16 protein-coding genes are annotated in these 15,531 nt (G+C 67.8%); all 16 read left to right on the forward strand.

Annotation, left to right across the window (positions count from 1 at the left end):
- The coding region (locus tag AB7O82_RS12925; protein ID WP_428619525.1) for a hypothetical protein at positions 1–456 on the forward strand (456 nt) is incomplete at its 5' end.
- Positions 457–732: 276 nt separating this feature from the next.
- A complete protein-coding gene (locus tag AB7O82_RS12930; RefSeq protein WP_428540442.1) occupies positions 733–1,521 on the forward strand; it encodes a LuxR C-terminal-related transcriptional regulator in 789 nt (262 codons plus the stop codon).
- A 273-nt stretch (positions 1,522–1,794) separates the two neighbouring features.
- On the forward strand, positions 1,795–3,285 hold the full coding sequence (locus AB7O82_RS12935) for a phage tail sheath family protein (RefSeq protein WP_428540439.1): 1,491 nt from the start codon (positions 1,795–1,797) through the stop codon (positions 3,283–3,285).
- Between the two features lie 22 nt (positions 3,286–3,307).
- On the forward strand, positions 3,308–3,832 hold the full coding sequence (locus AB7O82_RS12940; protein WP_428540436.1) for a phage tail protein: 525 nt from the start codon (positions 3,308–3,310) through the stop codon (positions 3,830–3,832).
- A 103-nt stretch (positions 3,833–3,935) separates the two neighbouring features.
- A complete protein-coding gene (locus AB7O82_RS12945) occupies positions 3,936–4,568 on the forward strand; it encodes a hypothetical protein (RefSeq protein WP_428540433.1) in 633 nt (210 codons plus the stop codon).
- A 470-nt stretch (positions 4,569–5,038) separates the two neighbouring features.
- Entirely contained in the window at positions 5,039–5,290 is a 252-nt protein-coding gene (locus tag AB7O82_RS12950; RefSeq protein ID WP_428540430.1) for a hypothetical protein, read from the forward strand.
- A complete protein-coding gene (locus tag AB7O82_RS12955; protein WP_428540427.1) occupies positions 5,287–6,636 on the forward strand; it encodes a DUF4255 domain-containing protein in 1,350 nt (449 codons plus the stop codon). The genes AB7O82_RS12950 and AB7O82_RS12955 overlap by 4 nt, the downstream gene beginning before the upstream one ends.
- Positions 6,633–8,633: an ATP-binding protein gene (locus AB7O82_RS12960; RefSeq protein ID WP_428540424.1), complete on the forward strand. Its 2,001-nt coding sequence runs from the start codon at positions 6,633–6,635 to the stop codon at positions 8,631–8,633. The genes AB7O82_RS12955 and AB7O82_RS12960 overlap by 4 nt, the downstream gene beginning before the upstream one ends.
- A gap of 32 nt (positions 8,634–8,665) precedes the next feature.
- Positions 8,666–8,878 (forward strand): hypothetical protein, encoded by a 213-nt coding sequence (locus AB7O82_RS12965; RefSeq protein WP_428619528.1) that lies wholly within the window; start codon positions 8,666–8,668, stop codon positions 8,876–8,878.
- Positions 8,865–11,051, forward strand: a complete 2,187-nt coding sequence (locus AB7O82_RS12970; RefSeq protein ID WP_428540418.1) for an eCIS core domain-containing protein — start codon at positions 8,865–8,867, stop codon at positions 11,049–11,051. The genes AB7O82_RS12965 and AB7O82_RS12970 overlap by 14 nt, the downstream gene beginning before the upstream one ends.
- 1 nt (position 11,052) lies before the next feature.
- Positions 11,053–11,478: a hypothetical protein gene (locus tag AB7O82_RS12975; protein WP_428540415.1), complete on the forward strand. Its 426-nt coding sequence runs from the start codon at positions 11,053–11,055 to the stop codon at positions 11,476–11,478.
- On the forward strand, positions 11,475–12,716 hold the full coding sequence (locus AB7O82_RS12980; protein WP_428540412.1) for a DUF4157 domain-containing protein: 1,242 nt from the start codon (positions 11,475–11,477) through the stop codon (positions 12,714–12,716). Before AB7O82_RS12975 ends, AB7O82_RS12980 begins: the two co-directional genes overlap by 4 nt.
- Positions 12,713–13,372, forward strand: coding sequence for a hypothetical protein (locus AB7O82_RS12985; protein WP_428540409.1), 660 nt, complete (start codon positions 12,713–12,715; stop codon positions 13,370–13,372). The genes AB7O82_RS12980 and AB7O82_RS12985 overlap by 4 nt, the downstream gene beginning before the upstream one ends.
- Before the next feature lie 11 nt (positions 13,373–13,383).
- On the forward strand, positions 13,384–13,734 hold the full coding sequence (locus AB7O82_RS12990) for a Base plate wedge protein 53 (protein WP_428540406.1): 351 nt from the start codon (positions 13,384–13,386) through the stop codon (positions 13,732–13,734).
- 13 nt (positions 13,735–13,747) lie between these two features.
- Positions 13,748–14,872, forward strand: a complete 1,125-nt coding sequence (locus AB7O82_RS12995) for a hypothetical protein (RefSeq protein ID WP_428540403.1) — start codon at positions 13,748–13,750, stop codon at positions 14,870–14,872.
- Complete coding sequence (locus tag AB7O82_RS13000) at positions 14,869–15,375, forward strand: phage baseplate assembly protein V (RefSeq protein ID WP_428540400.1); 507 nt, start codon at positions 14,869–14,871, stop codon at positions 15,373–15,375. The genes AB7O82_RS12995 and AB7O82_RS13000 overlap by 4 nt, the downstream gene beginning before the upstream one ends.
- Positions 15,376–15,531 lie beyond the last annotated feature (156 nt).

Here is a 15,531-nt window from a genome sequence, read left to right on the forward strand (position 1 = left end):
GCCGTCGGCTGGATGCCGGTGGTCGATGATGGGGTGCTGCGCTTCATCGCCGGCTGCGATCCGACACTGATTCTGGACGAGCGTGGTGCCGTCGTCGGGGAGAGCAGTCCACCGGCGATGGCCGAACGGTACCGTGGCGCCACGCAGGCCATTGCCTTCGACGGCGGTTGGCTCGCCCTCGTTCGCGAGGCCGCATCCGGTGCTCCGGTGAGCACATTCGTGCACAGGTTCGTCTGGCTGGATTGCAGCCTCGTGCTGCGCCGGGTCAGCCGGCCATTTTACTTTGACGCAAAGGGCCTGGAACGCGCCGGCGGCCTCGCCTGGCATCCGAATGGCAGGGATTTGCTGGTGTCCTACGTCGGTGCCGGGGGCTCCCCCAGGGTGGCGAGCGCCGGCGCCGACGACATCGAACGCTTTCTCGGTCACTCCCAACGTCGGCCCTTCGACGTGGATTGAGACGCCGATGATGAGCGAGGCGATTCCGCGAGGGCTCGCCAACAGTCGACGATGCCTGGCAAGCAGCCCGGTTGGATATTTATCTTCCGTCGCCCTGCAAGTTCGCTATCATGCTGCCTCGATCGGGTCCCGGATCTGAAGGAAAGGAGTGTCGGGCGCCAGGGTCCGCAGATCGACCGGAAGTGGGGGTGCCGCGTCGTTTCCTGGGGTGTACCGGGTGGGCCAGTGTTGCCGCGATGGCGGCGTCAGAGCCTGCCGTTGTCCCTTGGAGGCGACATGACGTCTGACAAAGTCGGCACCTCGATCGCTCAATCCGGCGGCTTCTCGTCCCGCCCGACACCGATCCGGCCCCGGATATTCGTCCTGAGCGATCTGCGCCTCCTGCGCGAAGGTGTGACTGCGGCCTTGGCCCAGCAGCCGACCGTCGAGGTCGTGGGTTCCTCCGATCTTTCCGCCCAGCCATGGGGCATCGCCCAGCTGGCGCCCGATGCCCTGCTGCTCGACATTACCGTTCCGGGCAGCCTCGGCCTGTCGCAGCCGATCCGTGAGGCGATGCCACGCACCAAGGTCGTCTGCCTGGGCGTCGCCGAGGTCGAGCCGGTGGTGATGGCCTGCGCCCGCGCAGGCGTCTCGGGCTTCGTCGCGCCCAACGGTTCGGTGAGCGATGTGCTTGCCGCTGTGCACTCCGCCGTGCGTGGCGAGCTCGTCTGCTCGCCACGAACGGCCGGCATCCTGCTCAATCGGGTGAGCGCCCTGGCGGCATCGCGCGCCGTCGGGGATTCTTCCGATGCCCTGACCCAGCGCGAACGCGAGATCGCGCGGTGCGTCGGCGAAGGCCTGTCGAACAAGCAGATCGCCAAGTCGCTCGGCATCCAGAGCGCGACGGTGAAGAATCACGTTCACAGCATTCTGGGCAAGCTCAAGATGCGACGTCGCATCGAGATCGTCGCCTTCTCGCGACGGCAGGCAACCCATAGCCCCGATCGCATACCTGAGAATCACAAGCAGCGTGAACCTGGCATGGTCCATGACGGTGCGGCGATGGATGGGGACCCAACGGTCTAGATCGCAATCACGCGGCGCTGCTGGCAAATCGCGCTTGCGTCGCGATGAGATCACGCTCTCGTCGCGATCGGATGATCGCGAGCGACGACGCCGCGCCGAAGTCGTCATCTATCGGACTCACAAGGCATCGCGGACTGCTTTCTTCACATGAGGTCGCCTAGTCCATAGGGCTCATTCGCTGGCGCGAACTCTCTGCGACAATCGCCGCGCTCGACGACGGTGCGTCCTCGCTTCGGCACCGTCCACCCGGCTTTTGACGGAAGAGGAGGTCCCATGCCCGTCGCCCTTCTGCAACCCGGCGTATATATCGAAGAGCTGCCGAGCGGTGTGCGCACGATCACCGGCGTGGCGACATCGATCACCCTCTTCGTCGGATGGGCACCGCGCGGCCCGACCAACCGGGCGCTGCGGCTGACCAGCTTCGCCGACTACCAGCGGGCCTACAACGGTCTCGATTCGCGCTCCTTCCTGGGCTATGCGGTGAGCCACTTCTACGATAATGGCGGCGCCGACGCCTATGTCCTGCGCATCGCCGACGCCACTGCGGTGACCGCGGCCTGCGACATCGGCGATATCCACATTCCCGCGAGCTCGCCCGGCGCCTGGGCCAGCAACTTCAGCGTGCGATTGACGCGGCGCCCCGACGATGCGACGCGCTTCACCATCGACATCATCCAGCCCAGCGCCAACAACGCGGTGCTGGAATCCTTCGCCAACCTGTCGATCAATCGCACCGATCCGCGCTTCGTGCTGGCGGTCATCAACGGTCGCTCCGCCTTCATCGACAACCTCACGGTGGCGGCCGTGCCGACCACGCCGGCCAATGCCACGGTTGCGCTGAACGGAACGACCAACGGCGTCGACGGGACGGTGATCGGACCCGCGGATGCGGCGTTCCGAACCGCGCTGACGACGGCCTTCGATGTCGGCGGCATCGCCGACCGCATCGACCTCTTCAACATCGTCTGCGTGCCCGGCCTGACCGACGGGCCGACCATTGCCACGCTGCAGCAGCGGGTCCGCAACCGGCGCGCCTTCCTGATCGTCGATGCCGGCCAGACCGAGATCGTCAGCACGGTGGTCGCCTCGCTCGCCGGCAAGACCGGCGTTAATGCGCCCAACTCGGCGCTGTTCTTTCCCTGGGTGCAGGCGCCCGACCCGCTGCAGCAGGGGGCGTTGCGGGCCTTCCCGCCGTCGGGCTTCATGGCCGGCATCTTCGCCCGCACCGACGCCACGCGCGGCGTGTGGAAAGCGCCGGCCGGCACCGAAGCCTCGATCACGGGCGCGACCGGCCTTGCGATCACCATGAGCGATGCCGAGAACGGCCAGCTCAATCCAAGCGCCGTCAATTGCCTGCGCACGCTGCCGGTCTACGGCACCGTTGCCTGGGGCGCTCGCACGCTCGACGGCAACGACGCCCGCGGCTCGGAATGGAAGTACATCCCGGTGCGGCGCACGGCGCTGTTCCTCGAGGAGAGCCTCTATCGCGGCACGCAATGGGTCGTGTTCGAGCCCAACGACGAGCCGCTGTGGGCGCAGATCCGCCTCAATATCGGCGCCTTCATGCAAGGCCTGTTCCGCCAGGGCGCCTTCCAGGGCACGACGCCCCGGCAGGCCTACTTCGTCAAATGCGACCGCGAGACCACGACGCAGGCCGACATCAACCTCGGCATCGTCAACATCTTCGTGGGCTTCGCGCCCCTGAAGCCCGCCGAGTTCGTCGTGCTCAAGATCCAGCAGATCGCCGGCGAGATCCCGACCTGATCGGCGCTGAAAGGAACCTGCCATGGCCCAATTCTCCGTCAATCCGCAGCGCTTCGACCCGTACAAGAACTTCAAGTTCCGGGTGAAGTGGGATGGCCGCTACGTCGCCGGCATCAGCAAGGTGTCGGCGTTGAAGCGCAGCACCGAGGTGGTCGAGCACCGCGAAGGCGGCGATCCGTCGACCGGGCGCAAGTCGCCTGGGCGCACCAAGTTCGAGGCGGTAACCTTGGAGCGCGGCGTCACGCACGACACCGAGTTCGAGAAGTGGGCGAACAAGGTGTGGAATTTCGGCTCGGGCCTGGGCTCGGAAGTGTCGCTGGCGGATTTCCGCAAGGACATCATCCTTGAGTTCTACAACGAGGCCGGCCAGCTCGCGATCGCCTACAAGATCTTCCGCTGCTGGGCGTCGGAGTTCCAGGCGCTACCCGATCTCGACGCCAATGCCAACGCCGTCGCGATCCAGACGCTCAAGCTCGAGAACGAGGGTTGGGAACGCGACCTCGACGTGACCGAGCCGTCCGAGCCCAGGTTCACCGAGCCGGCGTGACGAGGCGGGCATGCGGGCGACAGCATCGACCGATCGCGAGCGCCAGGTGCTCGCCTTGTGGGAAGCGACCGTCGGTCGAGATCGCTGGCAGCGCGACGACGCGTTGCTCGGCATCGCGGCACCGGCGCTCCGCGGTCTCGGAGCCCGCAATCTCGGCCTGCTCGCGTTGCGCAATACGATCTTCAATCGCCAGTGGTCCTTGCGCAGTGCCTGCCCGGCCTGCGCGACGGAATGCGAATTCACCGTCGATTGCGTCGCGTTGGCCAAACAGCTCGGCGCTCAGCCGACCGGGCAATGCGCCACCATCGAGTGGGAAGGCCGATCGCTGGCAACGCGTGCGCCCACAATCGACGACCTGATTGCCATCGCCGGAGTAGCCGACAGTGCCGATGCGGCGCGGGCGCTGCTTGCCCGGTGCCTGGAGAGCGCTGAAGGCCTCACGATTGACGACCTTGCGCTCGATGGGCCGGCGGTGGGAGGGCTGGAACGGCATCTCGAGGCCTTGGACCCCGCCGCAACGATCGCCTTTCAGTTGCACTGTGTCGGCTGCTCCCACGAATGGTCTTCGCTGCTCGATGTCGGCGAGGCCTTGTCCGCCGAGCTGCAGCGCGCTGCCGAACGGACGCTGACGGAGGTCGATGCCCTGGCGCGCGCCTATGGCTGGACCGAGGCCGAGGTGCTGCAGCTCTCGCCGATTCGCCGCGCCGCCTATCTTCAACTTGTCGAGGCCGTGTGATGGGTTTCCTCGCCCAACTCGCCGGCCTGGCTCGCGGCGTGGCGCCTGCAGGCGCTGCCCGGGTCTCCCTGCCGCCGCGGTTCGCCGAGGCAAGCCCGATGGCCGGGCAGGCGTTCGGAGAGATCATCGATGAGGGTCGGGCATCACCTGAGGCGCCTGCCAACCGAACGCCTTCCAGCGATGCGACGCGAAGGATCGAGTCGACGCCAATATCGAGCCGGTCGTGGGGTCCGGAGGAAAGGCGGGATGAGCCGGGAGTTTCGATGGGCGCCCGACCCATCCCGCCACCTTCGATACTCGCACCAACGCAACACGAGACAGCGCCGAGCGAGGTGGGCCGGTCTGCGCCGGCGGCGCGTTCCGTCGAGGCCGGGCCCAGTCAGCAGCGTGCCCCGGCGCCGGCTCGGTCGGACACCACGCCAGCACCACAGTCTCGTCCGTTGAGGATGCCCGCGAAAAGCGCGCGCCCGGTGAATGGACCGGCGGATGCGGAGGGGCAGCGCGCACCGCTGACCGTGGCGCCGCTCAGCGATGCCGTCGTGGCCAACCGATCGCGGGCGTCGCGCGAGGAGCAGCCGGTCATCCAGGTCACGATCGACCGGCTCGAAGTGCGTGCGCCGGCGGCGCCAAAGGCCACGGCCGAGCGGCGCAAGCCGCGGCCGCTTCCGTCGCAGTCGCTGGCCGACTACCTGCGCGGTGGCGCGGGAGGAGGGCAGAGATGAGCTCGCCGCTCGCCATCGGCGCGGTCAGCGCCGTCCTGCGCAATCTCCTGGACAACGGCCTGGTCGAAGCCGGAGCGGCGATCGGCAGCACGGTCGCCGTCAGCGCCGTGGCACCCGATACGATCAACCTCGACAACGCCAACGATCCGCCGCGGCTCAATCTCTTCCTCTATCGCGTGACGCCCAACCAGGGCTGGAGCACCGTCGGGCTGCCGTCGCGCGGGGCAGCCAGCGGCGAGCGTCTCAGCAACGCGCCGCTGGCGCTCGACCTGCATTATCTGCTGACCGCCTACGGCCGGATGGATTTCCAGGCCGAGATTCTGCTCGGCTACGCCATGCACCTGCTGCACGAACGGCCGGTTCTCGACCGGGCGGCGATCCGGCGCGCGCTCAATCCGAGTCCGCTGGACGTCAGCATGCTGCCGCCGGCCTTCCAGGCGCTCGCGGCATCGGACCTCGCCGACCAGGTCGAGCTGATCAAGATCACGCCGGCCGCCGTCACCACCGACGACATGTCGAGGCTGTGGTCGGCCATCCAGACGCACTATCGGCCGTCGTCGGCCTATCACGTGTCGGTGGTTTTGATCGAAGGCACCAGGCCGGCGATCTCGCCGCTTCCCGTCCTGTCGCGCGGCCGCCGCGACCCCGTCACGCATCGCGACCGCGGCGTCGTGGTCAATCCCGATCTGCTGTCGCCTTTGCCGACCCTTTTCGAGGCGGCAACGCTGGTGCCGCAGACCGGCGCCCGGCTGAACGATCAGGTGGACATCACGGGTGTGCGGCTGGCCGGTGCCGGGCACGTCGTGCGGCTGGTGCACCGCCTCAATGCGGTACCGATCGAGATCGTGCCGACCAGCGTCGATCCCGGCGGCCACTCGCTCCGGATCCTGGTACCCAATGATGCGGCTGCCCAGACAGCCTTGGCGGCAGGGCAATTGGCGGCGAGCGTGCGGTTCACGCCGGCGGGGGAGCCGGACCCGCGAGACACCAATGCCATACCGCTGGTCCTGGCGCCCGCGCCGGTCATCGCAGCCGATGCCGGCCTCGGCCTGCCGGCGGCGACGGTGGTGCGGGGTGGCGTTCCGCCGCGCGTGACGGTCACCATGCGGTCGAGGCCGCAGGTGCGCCTCGAGCAGAGAGCGTCTCTCTCCCTGGACGCCGTCTCGGCCAATGCCTTGCCGCGGGCGGCGGTGTCCGATCCGTTGATCTTCGAGTTCCCCGACAGCGTCACCGCCGGATCGCATTGGGTACGCCTGCGTGTCGACGGCGCCGACAGCATTCTGCTCGATCAAAGCGGAGCGGAGCCGGTGTTCGACGCGACGCAGCAGATCGTGGTGCCGCCATGACCGCCGCTATCGAAGCCGCGCGGACAGCGTCGGTGACCCGCCTGCCGAGTTGGGCCGAGCTTAACCGCCAATGGTTGATTGCGGCGATGGCGCGCCTGCGCGAACGGCTCGAAGAACGGCTCGCCAATGCGGGCGCGGGACAGCCGCCGGTCGACTGCATCGATGCCACCGAAGCAACCGGGTTCACGCCGGCGCTCGCCCACTGTGCCCGCGCCTTCGGATTGTCGGCCTTCGAGCGCGAGCTCCTTCTGCTCGCCGCCGGCGTCGAACTGGATCAGGGGCTGCGCGCCGCCGTGTCGGCATTGCAGTCCGACGCGTCGTCGCGGGCAAGCTTCGGGGTCGCGTTGGCCAGCCTGGCTGCGCCGCACTGGCAGGCGCTTTCGCCCGATGCGGCCTTGCGCTACTGGCACCTGGTCGAGCCCGAGCCTGGCATGAGCCTGATGCAAGCCGGACTCCGCATCGACGAGCGCGTCCTGCACTACATCACCGGCATCGTTGCCTTCGATGCGCAGCTTGCCGGCATCGCCTGCCTCGCCAGCGCGAACCACGAGTTGCACGCGGAAGACCGTGGACTTGCGTCCAGGATCGCCGAACAACTCGGTGCGGGGGAACAACGTGGCCCCATCGTCGTGCTGCAGGACCACGACCGTGACGTGGCCTCGCGCCGGGATTTTGCACTTGGCGTCGCCGCGCATGCCAGGCGGGCGGCCCTGTGGATGGAGGCGCGTGACCTTCCGCTTGATGCGGAATCCGCTCATCGCCTTGCCATCCATGTCGACCGGGAGGTGGCCTTGAGCGGCTGCGTTCCGATCATCGCCCTTGGCGAGCCAGGCACCGACGCGGGCGCCGTCGCGCTGGCGACCCGGTTGCGCAGCGCTCATCTGTGGCTTGGCCCGCCGCATCGCGCCTTGTCCGCGCTGCCGCGCGGCGGCCGGGTGCTGCGCTTCGAGCTGCCGATGCCCAGCGCGCCGCGCACCCTGACGGCCCTTGCCGGGCAATGGCGCCGCCTGTCGCCGGTCGGCCTGGAGGCCGATCCAGCAGCGCGCGACGAGCTCGAACGCGCGGGCCGCCAGTTCCACCTCGGCGCAACGGCGCTGGATACCGTCCTGGCTCATCTCGAGACGACGCCGGCCGCCGAGCGCGCGGCCCAGATCTGGCCGGCGGCGCGCGCCGCGGCGCGCGGCGACCTCGATGACATCGCCCAGCGCATCGAATCGCGGGTCACCTTCGATGACGTCGTGTTGCCGGCGGGTCCGGCGTCGATGCTGCGCGACATCGCACGCCAGCTCCGCCAGCGCGACCGCGTCTATCGGGAATGGGGGTTCGGCGGGAAGCACCGGCTGGGGCAGGGGCTGGTCGCGCTGTTCGCGGGCGAATCCGGCACCGGAAAGACGCTGGCTGCCGAGGCCATCGCCAACGCCGTCGAGCTCGATCTCTATCGCGTCGATCTCGCGGCCCTGGTCAGCAAGTATATCGGCGAGACCGAGAAGAACCTGAAGCGGCTGTTCGACACCGCCGAGACCAGCGGGGCCGTGCTGCTGTTCGACGAAGCCGATGCGCTGTTCGGCAAGCGCAGCGAGGTCAAGGACAGCCACGATCGCTACGCCAACATCGAAGTCGCCTATCTGCTGCAGCGGGTCGAGGCCTACCGAGGCCTGGCAGTGCTCACCACCAACATGAAAGGTGCGCTCGATCAGGCCTTCCTGCGCCGCATCCGCTTCGTCGTCTCCTTTCCGTTTCCCGACGCCTCCGCCCGCGAGCAGATTTGGCGGCGCCAGTTCCCCGTCGGCGCACCGGTCGGCGATGTCGATTTTGCGGCGTTGGCCCGGCTCAATCTGCCCGGCGGCAACATTCGCAGCATCGCCGTCAATGCGGCCTTCAAGGCGGCCGATGCGGGCTGTCCGATCAACCAGTCCCTCGTCCTGCTGGCGGCGCGCGAGGAATTCGCCAAGCTCGATCGGCCGGCGAACGACATCGAGCTGCGGGGCGCACGATGAAGTTCAGCCGACTGGATCTCAGAGTGGGACGCGTGACGGTGGACACGCCGGTCGGCGATGGCGTCACGGCCGAATTGCTGGCCGAGGCCATCCGTGTCGCCCTGATCGAGCGTCTGCAGGCGCGCACGGGAGAGACGCGCCGAGCGGCCCATCCTCTCCACGGGGCCAGCATGCTGGGCGGCCTGATCGCGACCAGCATCGCCGACAAAATCGAAAGCGCGGGTGGCAGCAATGACCGCCGCTAGCCCGGCCGCCCCGGCGACGGCCTCGCGTCCATCGGCCGGGCCACGTCCACGGCTGGTTCAGCGCAAGTGCATGGCGTGCGCCAAGGAGCATGCGCCGGGGGAGTGCCTCACCTGCAAGCGCCGGACCGTGCAGCGGCGGTCCCTGGGCACCGGCGCCAATGGCATGACCCCGGCAATGACCGAGCGTGTCGGTCATGCCCTCGACCGATCCGGCCGTGCTCTCGACTCCGGTGTGCGGGACTTCATGGAGCGCCGCTTCGGGACCAGCTTTGGCAATGTCAGCATCCACGACAATGCCGCCAGCCACCGCGCGGCGCGGGTCCTTGGAGCCGAGGCATTCACGTCGGGCCAGCAGATCCATTTCGGCGCCGGTCGATATCGACCTGGCAATCGCGACGGGCTCAACCTGATCGCACACGAGCTGGCGCACACCATCCAGCAACGATCCTTGCCGGGCTCGGGTGGCAGCGTCGGCATGGAACTGGGCGCCGCGGATTCGCCGCTCGAGCGCGATGCCGACAGCGCAGCCGAGCGAGCGATGGCGGGGGCGCCCATCGACATCCGGCAGTTCAGCGGCCGCCCGGTCATCCAGCGCAAGGGGTCGGCGGCCGTCGAGGAGCTCGACGATCTTCTCAGCTACGGCCTGTTCGACTGGGCGATCACCGACGCCGAGGCGATCGAAGCGCTTACCAAGCTGAAGGGTCTGCCGCGCATCGAGCAGGCCGAGTTCATGTCGGATCCGAAATTCGCCGATCGTTTGCGCGACAACCTGCCGGACGATCGAAAAGCGGAGTTCGACGTCATCAAGACCGACGTCAGCAACATGTTGCCGGCGAACTCCACCGTCGAGGACATCATCGACAAGCTGTCCTATGGCCTGTTCGACTGGGCGATCACCGACAAGGAGGCGATTGAGGCCCTCGACCTGCTGAAGACGCTGTCGGGTGAGCAGCTCGCGATCACCTTGAAGCGCATCAACCATGCCCGCCTGATGGACAACCTGCCGGAGGACCGGCAGCAGGAACTGATCGACCTGCTTGCCGCCGGCCTCGGCAGCAGCGGGACTTTCCCGACCTCGGAAAGCAAGGAGCCCGGCACGGCGTTGCGCAGCCTCGACTTCGTGTCCGATCACGCGGTGATGCGTGACAACAGCAAGGACTGGACAAACAAGGGCAAGGCGTTTCCGCAGCCGGACTGGGCGATCAGCAAGAAGGGCGAGACCAGGAGCGGCGCGATCAGCCATAGGATGGGCCAGCAGGTGCAGGTCGAGCTCGGCTTCGACGTCACGCCGGCAAGCGCTGCCGCGTCGAATGCGACGATCACCGGCAAGGGTTCCTCGCCGTTTCTCGATTTCGATTTCACCGGCTCGCTGAGCGGCGGCGCCGGCAAGAAGGTCCCCATGACCTCGCCGAACAAGGTTCCGGATGGCGTGGCGGCCTTTCCCAGGCAGCAGATTGACTGGTCGATCAAGTGGGGCAGCTGGGATCACGCGCTGGGGACGACCGGTCCGTTCGATGTCTATGCCACGGTCGACAAGCCCGCCAGGCCCGCCGAGGTCACCACGAAGCGGATGGCAAAGGCGGTGGAGATGGTGGCATCGGCGCCGTCACTCAATCCGCACGACGTCGTCAAGCAGATCATGTTCACCTGGACGAAGTTCAATCTCGATGTCCAGTACGCCAACGAGTGGGATATCGCTGCCGACCTGCAGAAGGGGGCGCAGTGCATCGATCTGGTGCGCTTCGTCCAGTCGGTCATCAGCACCGTCGGGCTGCCCGGCACCGCGGAAGCCGTCGTCGTCTGGGCCAAGCCGGCGACCGCCATGACGGCGATAGAAACACCCTGGGGTGCACCGGGCAGCAGCGGCATGTCCTCCAGGCTTTTCCCGGGATTCCCCGGACAACCGTCCTGGCGCGCAGCGCTGCTCGACGGGGACTTCCGGCCAAACAACTACGAAGCCGCGCTCAAGTTCACCGACGGTGGCACCACCAAATACTATCCGGGTGGAGTCCCTTCCGTGCTCGATAGCCCGGACGAAGTTCTGAGGGTGTTCAATTGCCTGTCGTGGTTCCGCGTCACGGGAGGCGACAGCTACGAAATCACCAATGTTCCCGGACCGTATCAGCCCGGTGAATGCAATGTCGGCGACTCTCACTCCTTCTCGGGCACCTAGGATGTGCAATCGCCTCGACCTCCACTCTCTTGGCGACGCGCTGCTGCGCCGCTACGCGGCCATGCGCCCGACGCTCGTCGCAGAGGTCGCCAATGCCGGCCTGTCGTTGAGCGTGCTGCCGGCACATGGCCAGGCGCCACTGCCAGGCGCAGCCCCCGCACGGGCCTCCACCCGCCCGATACCAGGCGGCAAGGCGTTCGAGCTCTACCTCTCCGTCGAAAGCAGTACGGCGAATACCGCGCGGATCACGCCGCCCGTGCAGCAGTCGACGAACCTGACCTGGGAGGAAGGCCGTACCGCGCAGATGTGGACGTTGCCGTGCCCCGACCTCAATCGCGTCGTCGTCCGTCTTCGGCGCGGCGAGGAGATGACGGACGACGAGGCGCGCGACGTGCTGCGCCTGGTGGAAGAGGCGGTGACGGCATGAGCCCGCATTCGACCTTCGACCCTCTTCTGCCGAAGCCCATCGAGCATCTGGCGTCGAAGCGCGGCGGGGCGCGAGCGGCTTCCGCCGGCGACTCCCTGGCTCCGGGTTTGCGCCAGAATCTTGAAGCGCAGCTGGGTGCCGACTTCTCCGCCGTGCGCATCCATACCGATGAGAGTGCAGGGGCGTCGGCGCTGGCGCTGGGCGCGCGCGCCTACAGCGTCGGCCCCGACATCGTCTTCGCGCCGGGCCATTACGCGCCGCACAGCGCCGAGGGACGCGAGTTGATCGCGCACGAGCTCTATCACGTCAAACAGGATGGCGGGCGGCGGCCGAGCGCCGGCGAAACAGTGACGATCGACGCGCCCGACAGTGCCGAGGAGCATCACGCGGACGCCGCAGCCAAGGGCGTTGGCGACCCCGCGAGAGCCGGATTGGGCCCGGTCGGGCGGGCAGCTCCCCAGGCGCCGCGGCGCCACGGCGGTCCGGTGCTGCATCGCTCTCTCCTGGGAGCCGGGTTGGGCGGCTTGCTGGGTGGCACGATCGGCGCGGTCGGTCTGGGATTGCTGGGCGGCCTGCTCGGGCCGGCGGGTGCGATCGCCGGCGCCGTCATCGGCGGTGTTGGCGGCCTCATCGCGGGGGCGATCGTCGGCGATCTGGCGTCGCGGCGCAGCCGCAGCCTGACCGCGGCCGAGAAGGCCTATTTGCGGGAAATCTTCCATGACGCCGTCGACTACGACAAGGTGACCGTGACCCGCGGCAGCGCGCTCTCGGCAGGCGCCGCGCGCACCACCGGCAACACCATCAACCTGCAGGAAGAGCATTTCGTCGGCGACACGATGGACCTGACCGACGCGGGCCAGCTCGTGCTCGCTCACGAGATGGGCCATGTCTGGCAGTACCAGAACGGCGGCTTGGCCTACATTCCGTCGAGCCTGATCCCGCAGATCGTCGCCGGCCTCTCGGGCCAGTCGCGCAACGCCGCCTATGACTGGCGCAACGCGGTGCGCAACCACATCGACTGGTCGGAGTGGAACGCCGAGCAGCAGGCCGAGTGCATCTCCGACTACAACGAGGCGCTGCGCCGCATCAATGCCGGCACCGCGACGCTCGCCGACTACGAGACGGTCACCCTGGCCGAGCCGTTCATCGCGCTGGTGCGCGAGCGGATCGGCGCGCCCGGTTCCAGCCGCAAGCGTCGCGAGGCGCCAGCGGCGGCGCCTGCGGGAGCGACGCCATGAGCCTTTCCTCGTCACCAAAGTTGATCAAGGGCGGCCTGGTCGTAATGGCACCGGGCGGCAGCGCGGTGCGCAGCACCATCGCCCTGCAGTACAACCCTGATACGCTGACGCGCAGCTACCAGGTGCAGGGTGTCGGCGGCGATGGCGGCGGCGAGCGTGCCCAGCCGTTCCGGCTGAAGGGGCCGGCGATCGAATCGATCAAACTCGACGCCGAGATCGACGCCACCGACCAGCTCGAGTTTCCGCGCAACAACGCCAATGCCGTGGCGTTCGGCGTCGGCCCGCAGATCGCGCTCCTGGAGGCGCTGATCCATCCCAGCGTCGACGACCTGCTGAACGTCGCGACCCAGACGCAGAACGGCACCCTGGAGATCCTGCCGCCCGAGGCGCCGCTGGTGCTGTTCGTGTGGAGCAAGAGCCGCGTCGTCGCCGTGCGGGTGACCGAGTTCTCGGTAACCGAAGAGGCGTTCGATCCGGCGCTCAATCCGATCCGCGCCAAGGTGAGCCTCGGGCTGCGCGTGCTCAGCACCGACGATCTCGGCTTCACCCACAAGGGCGGCACCATCTTCATGGGCTACCTGCGCACGCGCGAGGCGCTCGCCAAGAAGGCGGGTTCGGCCTCGCTGGCCTCGATCGGCCTCACCAACCTGCCGTGACGGAGAAAGCGATGACGATCGACCCCGTGCAAGCCCTGATCGACGCCGGCGCGATCCCGACCAATCCGTTCGGGCAGGACAGCCGCTACGCCGGCATCGCCTTCGGCCTCTATCAACGAGGGCCCACCGATCCGACGATCGCCTATGTGTTGCGGCGCTTCATTCCGCGGCAGCGCGATATTCCGGTCGCGCTCGAGCACATCGTGCAAAGCGGCGAGCGGCCGGACCTGCTTGCCGCCCAGACCTTCGGCAACTCCGAGCTCTACTGGCGCATCGCCGATGCCAACGCCGTGACCGATCCGTTCGAGCTCACCGACACGCTCGGCGCGCGCATCGTCATTCCCGCCATCACTGGGTCGTGAGGAGAGGACCGGCATGCTCGGCGGAGTCCAGCTCTCGCTCAAGATCGGGCCGGTGCCGATCACGCCGCCGCACGAGGTCGCGGATGCGCTGGTCCATGCCAAGGTCGAGTGCGGATCGGGCGGCTCCCAGAGCGGCTTCGAGCTGGTGTTCGAGCTGCCGGCGCGTTCGCCGCTGCGTACGCTGTTCCTGCTGTCGGGCGGCGGCAGCCTGCCGCTGATGCGGGTCGTGCTGATCGTGACGATCAACGGCAGCGCGCAGTCGATCATCGACGGCATCACCACCAACGTCGAGACCCAGCCGGGCGAGGGCGGGGTGTCGCGGCTGGTCGTCAAGGGCAAGGACCTGTCCGCCCTGATGGATCTGATCGAGATTCCCGGCCTGCCGTTTCCGGCGATGCCGCCGTCGGTGCGCGTGCTGCTGATCCTCGCCAAGTACGCGGCTCTCGGCGTGATCCCGATGGTGATTCCGAGCATCCTCGACATCCCGCCTCTGCCGATCCAGCAGATCCCGGCGCAGCGCGGCAGCGACTACGCCTATGTCCAGCGCCTCGCCGGCCAGGCGGGGTACGTGTTCTATCTCGAGCCGGGACCGTCGCCGGGAACCTCGAAGGCCTATTGGGGTCCCGAGATCCGGGTCGGCGAGCCGCAGCCCGCGCTCACCACCAACATGGACGCCCACACCAACGTCGAGCAGCTCTCCTTCAACTTCGACAAGGAGAAGAAGACGCTGCCGATCGTCTTCTTCCAGGAGCCGTTCAGCAAGGCGCCGATCGGCGTGCCGATCCCCGACATCACGCCGCTCAACCCGCCGCTCGGCCTGGTGCCGCCGCTGCCGCCCAAGATCGTCAAGCTCGACGAGACCGCGCATCTGTCGGCGCCCGAGGCGCTGATGGCCGGCATCGCCTATGCCGGCAAGAACAGCGACTCGGTGTTCGGCACCGGGCGCCTCGACGTCGCCAAGTACGGCCGCCTGCTGAAGTCGCGACAGCTCGTCGGCGTGCGCGGCGCCGGCATGCCGTTCGACGGTCTCTACTACGTCAAGAGCGTGACGCACGAGATCGAGCGCGGCTCGTACAAGCAAGGCTTCTCGCTCGCCCGCAACGCGCTGATCTCCACAGTGCCCTCGGTGCCGACATGACCCCGCTCTACGGAAAATATCGCGGCACCGTGATCAACAACGTCGATCCGATGCAAATCGGCCGCATCCAGGCGATGGTGCCCGATCTCGCGGGCTTCGTGCCCGGCACCTGGGCGATGCCTTGCCTGCCGATGGCCGGCATCAACACCGGAGTCTTCACCGTTCCGATGATCGGCTCGGGTGTTTGGATCGAGTTTGAGCGCGGCGATCCCGACTATCCGATCTGGGTCGGCGGCTACTGGGGCAGCGCCGCCGAGGTGCCGGTGATGGCGCGCACCGTTCCGCCGGGGGTCTCGGGCATCACCATCCAGACCACGCTCAAGAACGGCATCGTCGTCAGCGACGTGCCGGGCCCGACCGGCGGCATCCTGATCCAGACCACGACCGGCGCCATGATCTCGGTGAGCGACGTCGGCATCATCATCTCCAACGGCAAGGGCGCGATCATCAACATGACCGGCCCGACCGTCGACGTGAACCTCGGCGCGCTGACGGTGGTGTAGGTGATGAGCGGTCCTGGCCTCATCTCGCTTCTCCTCCCCAGCTCTGCTGGGGAGGTGTCGCCGTCATACAACGACGGAGGGGTCATGGTTCATGCGGACCGCGGGCGTCTCGCCCCCGCAATTATTTCTATGATCGGGCGCGAAGCCCCCCGTCCA

The sequence above is a fragment of the Reyranella sp. genome (genome assembly GCF_050185545.1).
Taxonomy (GTDB): domain Bacteria; phylum Pseudomonadota; class Alphaproteobacteria; order Reyranellales; family Reyranellaceae; genus Reyranella.

Bases quoted from the DNA above. Each gene is read 5' to 3' on its own strand.
- AB7O82_RS13000 (WP_428540400.1), top strand. From the start codon at position 14,869: ATGACCCCGCTCTACGGAAAATATCGCGGCACCGTGATCAACAACGTC.
- AB7O82_RS12935 (WP_428540439.1), top strand. From the start codon at position 1,795: ATGCCCGTCGCCCTTCTGCAACCCGGCGTATATATCGAAGAGCTGCCG.
- AB7O82_RS12995 (WP_428540403.1), top strand. From the start codon at position 13,748: ATGCTCGGCGGAGTCCAGCTCTCGCTCAAGATCGGGCCGGTGCCGATC.
- AB7O82_RS12970 (WP_428540418.1), top strand. From the start codon at position 8,865: ATGACCGCCGCTAGCCCGGCCGCCCCGGCGACGGCCTCGCGTCCATCG.
- AB7O82_RS12930 (WP_428540442.1), top strand. From the start codon at position 733: ATGACGTCTGACAAAGTCGGCACCTCGATCGCTCAATCCGGCGGCTTC.
- AB7O82_RS12990 (WP_428540406.1), top strand. From the start codon at position 13,384: ATGACGATCGACCCCGTGCAAGCCCTGATCGACGCCGGCGCGATCCCG.
- AB7O82_RS12975 (WP_428540415.1), top strand. From the start codon at position 11,053: ATGTGCAATCGCCTCGACCTCCACTCTCTTGGCGACGCGCTGCTGCGC.
- AB7O82_RS12955 (WP_428540427.1), top strand. From the start codon at position 5,287: ATGAGCTCGCCGCTCGCCATCGGCGCGGTCAGCGCCGTCCTGCGCAAT.
- AB7O82_RS12980 (WP_428540412.1), top strand. From the start codon at position 11,475: ATGAGCCCGCATTCGACCTTCGACCCTCTTCTGCCGAAGCCCATCGAG.
- AB7O82_RS12940 (WP_428540436.1), top strand. From the start codon at position 3,308: ATGGCCCAATTCTCCGTCAATCCGCAGCGCTTCGACCCGTACAAGAAC.
- AB7O82_RS12985 (WP_428540409.1), top strand. From the start codon at position 12,713: ATGAGCCTTTCCTCGTCACCAAAGTTGATCAAGGGCGGCCTGGTCGTA.
- AB7O82_RS12960 (WP_428540424.1), top strand. From the start codon at position 6,633: ATGACCGCCGCTATCGAAGCCGCGCGGACAGCGTCGGTGACCCGCCTG.